Origin of the sequence: Sphaerobacter sp. (genome assembly GCF_019683595.1) — a bacterium.
Classification (GTDB): Bacteria; Chloroflexota; Chloroflexia; order Thermomicrobiales; family Thermomicrobiaceae; genus Sphaerobacter.
In genome coordinates this window covers 1-7069 of the sequence record NZ_JADGHZ010000174.1, presented here as the reverse complement: position 1 = coordinate 7069, position 7069 = coordinate 1, and the positions used below count along the sequence as shown (strand labels likewise).

At 70.2% G+C, this 7069-nt stretch carries 9 protein-coding genes; 3 read left to right on the top strand and 6 right to left on the bottom strand.

Annotated elements, in window-relative coordinates; genetic code table 11:
- The 5 genes from IRZ30_RS14295 to IRZ30_RS14275 all read right to left on the bottom strand — a co-directional run.
- A partial coding sequence (locus tag IRZ30_RS14295) for a ferric reductase-like transmembrane domain-containing protein (RefSeq protein WP_294086127.1) occupies positions 1-1150 on the bottom strand: 1150 nt, incomplete at its 3' end.
- Between the two features lies 1 nt (position 1151).
- Complete coding sequence (locus tag IRZ30_RS14290; RefSeq protein ID WP_294086126.1) at positions 1152-2093, bottom strand: FAD:protein FMN transferase; 942 nt, start codon at positions 2091-2093, stop codon at positions 1152-1154.
- A gap of 14 nt (positions 2094-2107) precedes the next feature.
- Positions 2108-2467 carry a hypothetical protein gene (locus IRZ30_RS14285; protein ID WP_294086125.1) on the bottom strand — a complete coding sequence of 120 codons (360 nt, stop codon included), beginning with the start codon at positions 2465-2467 and terminating at the stop codon, positions 2108-2110.
- A gap of 19 nt (positions 2468-2486) precedes the next feature.
- Positions 2487-2765, bottom strand: coding sequence for a ferredoxin (locus tag IRZ30_RS14280; protein WP_294086124.1), 279 nt, complete (start codon positions 2763-2765; stop codon positions 2487-2489).
- Positions 2752-4080: an NADH-ubiquinone oxidoreductase-F iron-sulfur binding region domain-containing protein gene (locus IRZ30_RS14275; protein WP_294086122.1), complete on the bottom strand. Its 1329-nt coding sequence runs from the start codon at positions 4078-4080 to the stop codon at positions 2752-2754. Before IRZ30_RS14275 ends, IRZ30_RS14280 begins: the two co-directional genes overlap by 14 nt.
- Before the next feature lie 290 nt (positions 4081-4370).
- Here IRZ30_RS14275 and IRZ30_RS14270 point away from each other — a divergent pair, with 290 nt between their 5' ends.
- Both IRZ30_RS14270 and IRZ30_RS14265 read left to right on the top strand, forming a co-directional pair.
- Positions 4371-5045: a response regulator transcription factor gene (locus tag IRZ30_RS14270; RefSeq protein WP_294086121.1), complete on the top strand. Its 675-nt coding sequence runs from the start codon at positions 4371-4373 to the stop codon at positions 5043-5045.
- 5 nt (positions 5046-5050) lie between these two features.
- Positions 5051-6454: an ATP-binding protein gene (locus IRZ30_RS14265; RefSeq protein ID WP_294086120.1), complete on the top strand. Its 1404-nt coding sequence runs from the start codon at positions 5051-5053 to the stop codon at positions 6452-6454.
- On the opposite strand, the gene IRZ30_RS14260 is transcribed toward IRZ30_RS14265, so the two are convergent.
- Complete coding sequence (locus tag IRZ30_RS14260; protein WP_294086119.1) at positions 6451-6633, bottom strand: hypothetical protein; 183 nt, start codon at positions 6631-6633, stop codon at positions 6451-6453. The two genes, IRZ30_RS14265 and IRZ30_RS14260, sit on opposite strands and share 4 nt — an antisense overlap.
- 108 nt (positions 6634-6741) lie before the next feature.
- Here IRZ30_RS14260 and IRZ30_RS14255 point away from each other — a divergent pair, with 108 nt between their 5' ends.
- Positions 6742-6996 (top strand): hypothetical protein, encoded by a 255-nt coding sequence (locus tag IRZ30_RS14255; protein ID WP_294086118.1) that lies wholly within the window; start codon positions 6742-6744, stop codon positions 6994-6996.
- Positions 6997-7069: the final 73 nt, after the last annotated feature.

Below are 7069 nucleotides of genomic sequence, written 5' to 3'. Positions count from 1 at the left end.
CGTCGTGGTAGGCCGCGCGATCGTGATCGTCGTCGTCATGGTGCTTATGATCGTCGTGATCGTCATCGTCGTAATCGACGTAGTCGCGTGCGTTCGCCGGAGCCTGGGCCAGAGCCGGACCGGGACCAGCCCACCGAAGGACGCCGCTGAACCCCGCGTCGTCGAGCCGATCAAGCGTGACCACCAACCGATCGGAGCGCCCGTAACCCGTGCAAATGGCCGTGAGCGCAGCCCCGTCGAAGCGATCAACAGGTCCCGAGCAGAGCGGCACGTGGTCAACGGTCCGGAGCTGAATTTCGCCCACGCCTTGGCGGCGCACCAGGCCGATCGCGACGTCGAGCGGCATCGTGCCCGTGCCGGTACCGCGTAGGAGGATGCGGTCCCCCTTCCCGGTCAGGGTCTCCCCGCTGATCCGCACGTCGAGGTTCGTCGGGAGCGCCGGCACCGGCGCGTCGGCCACTGCCAGGGTCGCTGCCTGCTCAGCCGGAGCGTCGAGCAGGCGCTCGGGCGTCCCGGCCGCGACAGCCCAGCCCGGCGCGTAGGGACCAGTCACCGCCCAGAACAGGACGCCGACGGCGACCAGGCCGGCCGCTGCGACCGCGGGGCGTCCCCAGCGCGCAAGGCTCCGGGCGCGCCAGGCAATCGCCGCGATGACCAGGAGCACGCTGCCAACATAGATCGCGGTCGCCCACAGGGTGCGGGTATCACTCCCGGTCCCGAGGCCGTGGAGCAGAGCCAGCGGGAAGAGGAGGTACGTCAGCGCGTGGAGCGCGTGCCAGGTGCGGTAGCCGATCCACGGGCGGACCAGGACGCTCAGGCCGACCGCCAGACCCAGCTCCACCGCGATGATGCCGAGGCTCAGCCAGAGCGAGCGGTAGTCGCTGGCGAACGGCACCAGGACGTCACGGAGCCCGAAGCGCGTGAACGGATCGATCAGGAGCGTCGCGGCGTGGACGACGACGAAGGCGAAGAAGCCGAGAGTCAGCCAGCGGTGCGCTGCGTCGAGCAGGAGCCGCGGCACCCGCCGCCCCAGGGCGCGGCGGTTCAGCGCGATGCCCAGCACGACCGCGCCCGTGAGCAGGAGATAGGCCACGATCCCGCTCCCGCGCGCGACGTACCAGGTCAAGCTCAGATCCAAGTTCGCTTCCATTTCACGCTCCTTCAACGGTCGGGGACTCAGCCGGCCAACCACCGACGGTGACCACCGCGCCCACCCGTTCGCGGAAGCGGCCGGCCAGGCCCTTGCGCGCCACCCACGCCGGTCCATCGCCATCGAGCAGCCAGGCGACCTTCGCCGCCACCTCGGCGGCGACGCAGTTCCCCGCCGCGACGGTGACGACCTGCCACCGGCTGACGCCGGGTCGTCCGGTTCGTGGGTCGATCAGGTGGTGGAACACCTGCCCGTCGCGCGTCCACTGGCGGCGCCCCAGCCCGGAGGTCGCAAGCGCGCCAGCCTTGAGCCGCACCACCGCTTCGTCCGGCGCATCGGGTGTGACCGCGATGCCGCAACGCCAGCCGCCAGGGGGCGGTGGGCCCGTCACCGCCAGATCGCCGCCCGCGCTGACGAGCACCCCGCAGGGTGGGTTGCCGAGGGTGCGAAGCGCATAGTCGACGAGGAGTCCCTTGCCGATGCCGCCAAAGTCGAGCCGAACACCGGGCGGCAGCGTCACCGTGCGGTTCGCGCGGTCGACGCGGATGCCGGTCCAGCCGCCTCCGGGCTTGGTCGGCCGTGCGGGCCCCGGCCCTTCGGCTTCGATCCGCTCGATGCTCCGGTCATAGCCCGCGGCCTCCAGCGCGTCGCGAATCGTCGGGTCGAACAGGCCGTTCGACGCGACGGCAGCCATGATCGCGAGTTCCAGTGCCTCGATGAAGAGCGCGGAAGCCGGTTGGGGCTCGCCGGGCCGGCTTTCCAGCCGTCGAAGCTCGCTGTCCGGCCGGAACCGGCTCAGCGTGCGATCGACCTCATCCACGCACGCGCGGACGTGCCCCACCACGTGGTCGAGCCGATCCGGGTTGGTCACCGCGACGGTGATCTCGCTGCCGAGCGCGGGAAAGCTGGCGCTTGCCACGGTCTCGTGAGTCACGGCTGTCATGATGTGGCTCCTCGCTACGAAGTCGACGATCGAGCATGTGGCTGCGTGATGATCTGGCCCCCCACTCGGAGCGAGTCGGGCGAGAGCGAGAACCCGTTCAGGCCGTCGGTAAAGAGCGACTGGCTCGGCATGTCGCTGGCCACGAGCTGCGCGGGCGGTGCAGACGTCGCCTGACCCGAATCTGCCTGTGAGGTCCCGTGCATCGCCAGCGTCGAGAAGGCGACGGTCGCGGCCGTGCCGACGAGCAGCACACCCCAACGGATGGCACGAAGCTGCCGGGCGAGCCGCAATCGCTGGGCATAGCCGGACCGCGGCCCGGACTCCGGATCTATCGCATTGCCCTGCACGTGACGCAGTGGCTCGTAGTTGCGCATGGTCATCGTCTCCTCACAGCTAACGTTGACGTGGGCGAAGGCTTGATGCCGGCCGTGCCGTCGCCGTGTCCTCCGGCTCATCCTCCACCGTCACGATCTCGACCGAGATGGCCCCCGTGGGACAGAGCCGCGCCGCTTCGCGGGCGAGCGACTCCAGTTCGAGCGGGAGCTCTCGGGCCTGAAGCCAGGCATAGCCCCAGTCGTCCAGCGCGAAGGACTCGGGGAGGAACTCCGCGCAGAACCCGAAGGCCGTGCAGCGCGTCGGGTCAACCCGGATCCGCACCTTACGCTGCGACATCGAGAACACCTCCCTCGAAACCGGGCAGGATCACCGTCTCGGGCCGGCCGCAGCCGCCGCCGAGCGCGTGCCGTTTGATGTCATCCGCGAACACCTCCAGTGCGGTGCGCGCGGCGATCGCGGCTCCGTCCAGGTGACCGCAGGCACCCCGGCCCGGCAACATGCGCTCCGCCCACAAGCGCAGGCGATCGCACTCGCTCTGGCTGGCTGTGCCCCGCAGCAGCTTGCTGAAAACGTCCGCCATCGCGCGCGTCCCGTAGAGGCAGGTCCCGCACTGCTCGGCCGACTCGTCGGCGAAGAAGCGCATGAGCCAGGCGGCCTGCGCCAGGCCACAGATCCAGTCGGGCACGACGACGATGGCTCCCGAGCCGACTGAGACTCCCCAGGGTCGCAGCGACTCCGGTTCCAGCCGTGCACCCTGCTCCAGTGCTTCGGGGGGAAGCCATCCGGCGAAGTAGCCACCAACGAGCATCGCCTGGATCGACGCACCGCCGATGACGCCACCCCCCAGATCCTCGACGATGTGGCGGAGCGGCACGCCGCTGGGCACCTCGTAGACACCGGGCCGGTTGACGGCGCCGGAGAGCGTCACCAGGAGCGTCCCAGGCAGGCTCGGCGACCCGACGTCGCGCAGCCAGCTCGGACCGTGTCGTGCGATCAGGGGGACGTTGGCAAGCGTCTCTACGTTCTGCACGAGCGTCGGCCGGTTGCCCACGCCCCGTTCCGACGGTCGTGGCGGCTTGAAGGTCGGCTTTGCCGGCCCGCCGTTGGCCCGGCGCACGGCGGCGGATGACTCGCCCGCCACGTAACTCGGCGGCGCGGTCACGATGCGGACGTGCGGCATGCGCGCCCCTTCGGCTCGCAGTTCCCGCAGCGCCAGCTCGAGCGACGCCCGCACCTCGGTGGCGGTGGCATGGAGGTAAAGCACGATCTCCCGGGCCTCGATCGCCCGTGCCGCAAGCAGGGCGCCCTCGAGCACGAGGTGAGGCCGGCGCAGCAGCAGCGTGCGATCCTTGGCGCTCGCCGGCTCGGACTCCGCCGCGTTCACCAGCACCACGCGAGGCGCCGGCTGAGCCGCCACCCCGTGCCACTTCCGCCCGGTCGGGAAGGCGGCTCCGCCGCGGCCGCGCAGTCCGCTCGCGGCGATCAGATCCCGCAGCTCCTCGGGCGACCAGGCCCATCCCTCGGGTGCATACCCGCCCCGGCTGCGGTACTCCAGCAGCGACTCGCGCCGGGTCACCCCGGGGATGAGGAGGCGAGGCGCCTCGTCGATCGTGTCGTGAGGCGTCGCACGCTGCTGCTGCTCAGTTGCCATGATGCCCTCCTGCCGTGCTGTGCTTCGTTCCGCGGACGTCCGCCGAGGCACCGCGTGCGCCGTGGTGGACGTGCCCGTCACTCTGAGCCTAGCTGGTGCCAATGAGAGGTCGATGAGGAGTAGATGAGAGAATTCCCATGGACGCGGGGCGGCAGCGTGGGCGGAGACCGCAGCCGGCCGACCGCCGAGCAACCAGCCGCCAGATCCGCCCCACGCTCTCATGGGTTTCCAATCTTGGTACGCTAGGCTTGCGCCGGTGACGGACCGGGGCGGAGGAGGACAGCGCAGCAATGGCCATCCTGGTAGTCGAAGACGAGCAACGCCTGGCGCGCCTGCTGCAGCGCGTGCTCCAGGACGAGGGGCATACGGTCCACCTCGCCCACGACGGCGCCACCGGCCTCGACATGGCGCTGCACGGCGACTACGACCTTGCGATCCTCGACCTCATGCTTCCGGACCTCGACGGCATCGAGATCTGCCGCCACCTGCGCGCCGCAGGGGTCCGGACACCCATCCTCATGCTGACGGCGCGGGGCGCGGTCGAGGATCGGGTCACGGGGTTGAACGCCGGCGCGGACGATTATCTGGTCAAGCCGTTCGCCATGGCGGAGTTGGTGGCACGGGTCAACGCCCTGCTCCGGCGCGCCCGGGGAACGGACGGCCCGCCGACGATCTTGCAGGTTGCCGACCTCACGCTCGACCTCCTTCGCCATGAGGCGCGCCGCGGCGGGCAGGTGATCGAGCTCACTCCGAAAGAGTTCGCCCTGCTCGAGTACCTCATGCGCAATCCGGGACGGGCGCTCACGCGCTCGCAGATCATCGATCGAGTCTGGCAGTACGATCTCGACTCGCTCTCGAACGTGGTCGATATCTATATCCACTACCTGCGCGAAAAGATTGACCGTGGGTTCGGCCGCCCGCTCATCAAGACCGTGCGCGGCGTCGGCTACAAGATCGAGGGTTAGCAGCAGTGCGGTCGGCAACCCGGGAAATTCGGGCGCGGCTCGCCTGGCCGCAGCAGCTCCGTCGCTGGCGGTCGGGGCGTCGCGACCCGTCGGCGGCGCTCTTCCGTGGACTGCGCCTCCGGCTGACGCTCTGGTACAGCGGAGTGCTGGCCATCTCCTTGCTGCTGGCGGGGATCGGGCTCTACTTCGGCGTGGAGCGGCTCGTCGTTCGTCCCATCACACAAGACGTGGACCGGCAAGTCGCCCAGATGGCGCGGGACTGGGCGCGTGAGGGTCATCCGCCGTGTCCCCTCTCCGGCTCCTCGGGAGCCTCTCGGACCGTTGCGTTCTACGCCGTCTGCTTCGAAGTCGACGATGACGACCTCGAACCGACGGAGGACGTCAAGGAGCTGGAGCCCGAGCCGCCCCACGACTTCCTCGACGACGACCTGGCCCACCGCGCGCTCGCGCGGGGCACCGCGTCCGATGTCGTGGACGCCGGCCATGACGTCGGGGCGCTCTACCGGTCGGCCCGGGTGGTACGCGATCCCGCGTCGGGAGCGGTCCTCGGCGTCGTCCAGGGCGGGCGCTCAATCGCCGAGCAGCGCTCGGCTCTGGCCGCCCTGCGGACCATCCTGCTGGCGCTGGGCGGCGTGGCATTGCTCGTCGCGACCCTTGGCGGGCTCTTTCTCTCCGGGCGGGCGCTGGCGCCCGCGCGCCTCGCCTTCGCGCGCCAGCAGGCGTTCATCGCCGACGCATCACATGAGCTCCGGACCCCGCTCACCCTGCTCCGGGCAAACGCGGAGGTTCTCCTGCGCCGCCGCGACCGGTTCGCCCCGGAGGACGCGGCGCTCCTCGAGGACATCGTCGCCGAGACGGCGCATATGGATCACCTCGCCTCCAACATGCTCACCCTCGCGCGCCTCGATGCCGGCCGGCTGCAACTGGAGTACGACATCGTGGACCTCAGAGAGCTTACCAAGGCCATCGCCCGCCGGGTGGCCTCCCTCGCCGCGGAGCGGCAGATCAATGTGGAGGTGGCCGCAGACGGACCCGCCGTCGTCGTCGGCGACCGGCAGGCACTGGAGCAGGCCGCGCTCATCCTGGTTGATAACGCCTTGAAGTACACGCCGCCGGGTGGCCGGGTCACGCTCCGAACCGGTACCAGCGACGGCGAGGCGCACCTGGTGGTCGCGGACACCGGCGTGGGGATCGATCCCGCCCACCTGCCGCGGCTGGGCGAGCGCTTCTACCGCGTGGACAAAGCGCGCTCCCGGGAGACAGGCGGTGTCGGGCTGGGCCTGGCGATCGCCCGCGGGATCGCCGCAGCGCACGGCGGAACCCTGCGATTGCAGAGCCAACCGGGTAAGGGAACCACCGCCACGCTCAGCTTCCCTGCCAAGGGGCGCGGCCGCGCTCACGATCGCTAGCCAGGTTGTCCGCCGGTCCAGACGGTCCACTCGATTCGGCCGAAGATGACGTCGGGCCGGATCGACTTGCCGGCGGCTCGCCTCCGCAACTCGCCGGGGTTCCACGGATCACCCGATGCCCCCTCCTGGGCAACGTCCACCGGCACAGCGGGCTGCCCATATGCGCTCAGCGTGACCATGCTCAACCTCGCCCGCCACACCTGCTTGCGGTCGCGCCACGCTGGTGCTAGCATCGTTGATGCGCCGCGGCCGTAATGGTAGACGTTGCCATTCCAAGGAGGATTGGGATGCACGAGATCTTCCCCGTCGCTGCTGGGGTGCTCGTTGGGCTGCTCGCGTTCCGGGTCGCGTCGTTCCGGATGCGAGCTCTGCTCGTCGCGGCACTGAGCGTGGTCTTTGGCGTCATTGCGACCATCATCAGTGGCGAGGCGCTGATTAGTTGGGCCTTCGTCCTGATCGACATTCCCTTGGTGTTGGGGACGTCCATCGTCACCGTCCTCGTCCTCACGTACGCGACGCAGCGGTCAACTCAGCGCCGCTGAGCACCAGTGCGGCCCCCCCGGGGGCCGCCGCGGGCGCCGGCGGTGGGGGGGGAGGAGACGGGTGGGCTGGGGT

Excerpts from the sequence above, each read along its gene's own strand:
- IRZ30_RS14290 (WP_294086126.1), bottom strand. The coding sequence starts at position 2,093 with ATGACAGCCGTGACTCACGAGACCGTGGCAAGCGCCAGCTTTCCCGCG.
- IRZ30_RS14285 (WP_294086125.1), bottom strand. The coding sequence starts at position 2,467 with ATGCGCAACTACGAGCCACTGCGTCACGTGCAGGGCAATGCGATAGAT.
- IRZ30_RS14280 (WP_294086124.1), bottom strand. The coding sequence starts at position 2,765 with ATGTCGCAGCGTAAGGTGCGGATCCGGGTTGACCCGACGCGCTGCACG.
- IRZ30_RS14275 (WP_294086122.1), bottom strand. The coding sequence starts at position 4,080 with ATGGCAACTGAGCAGCAGCAGCGTGCGACGCCTCACGACACGATCGAC.
- IRZ30_RS14270 (WP_294086121.1), top strand. The coding sequence starts at position 4,371 with ATGGCCATCCTGGTAGTCGAAGACGAGCAACGCCTGGCGCGCCTGCTG.
- IRZ30_RS14260 (WP_294086119.1), bottom strand. The coding sequence starts at position 6,633 with ATGGTCACGCTGAGCGCATATGGGCAGCCCGCTGTGCCGGTGGACGTT.
- IRZ30_RS14255 (WP_294086118.1), top strand. The coding sequence starts at position 6,742 with ATGCACGAGATCTTCCCCGTCGCTGCTGGGGTGCTCGTTGGGCTGCTC.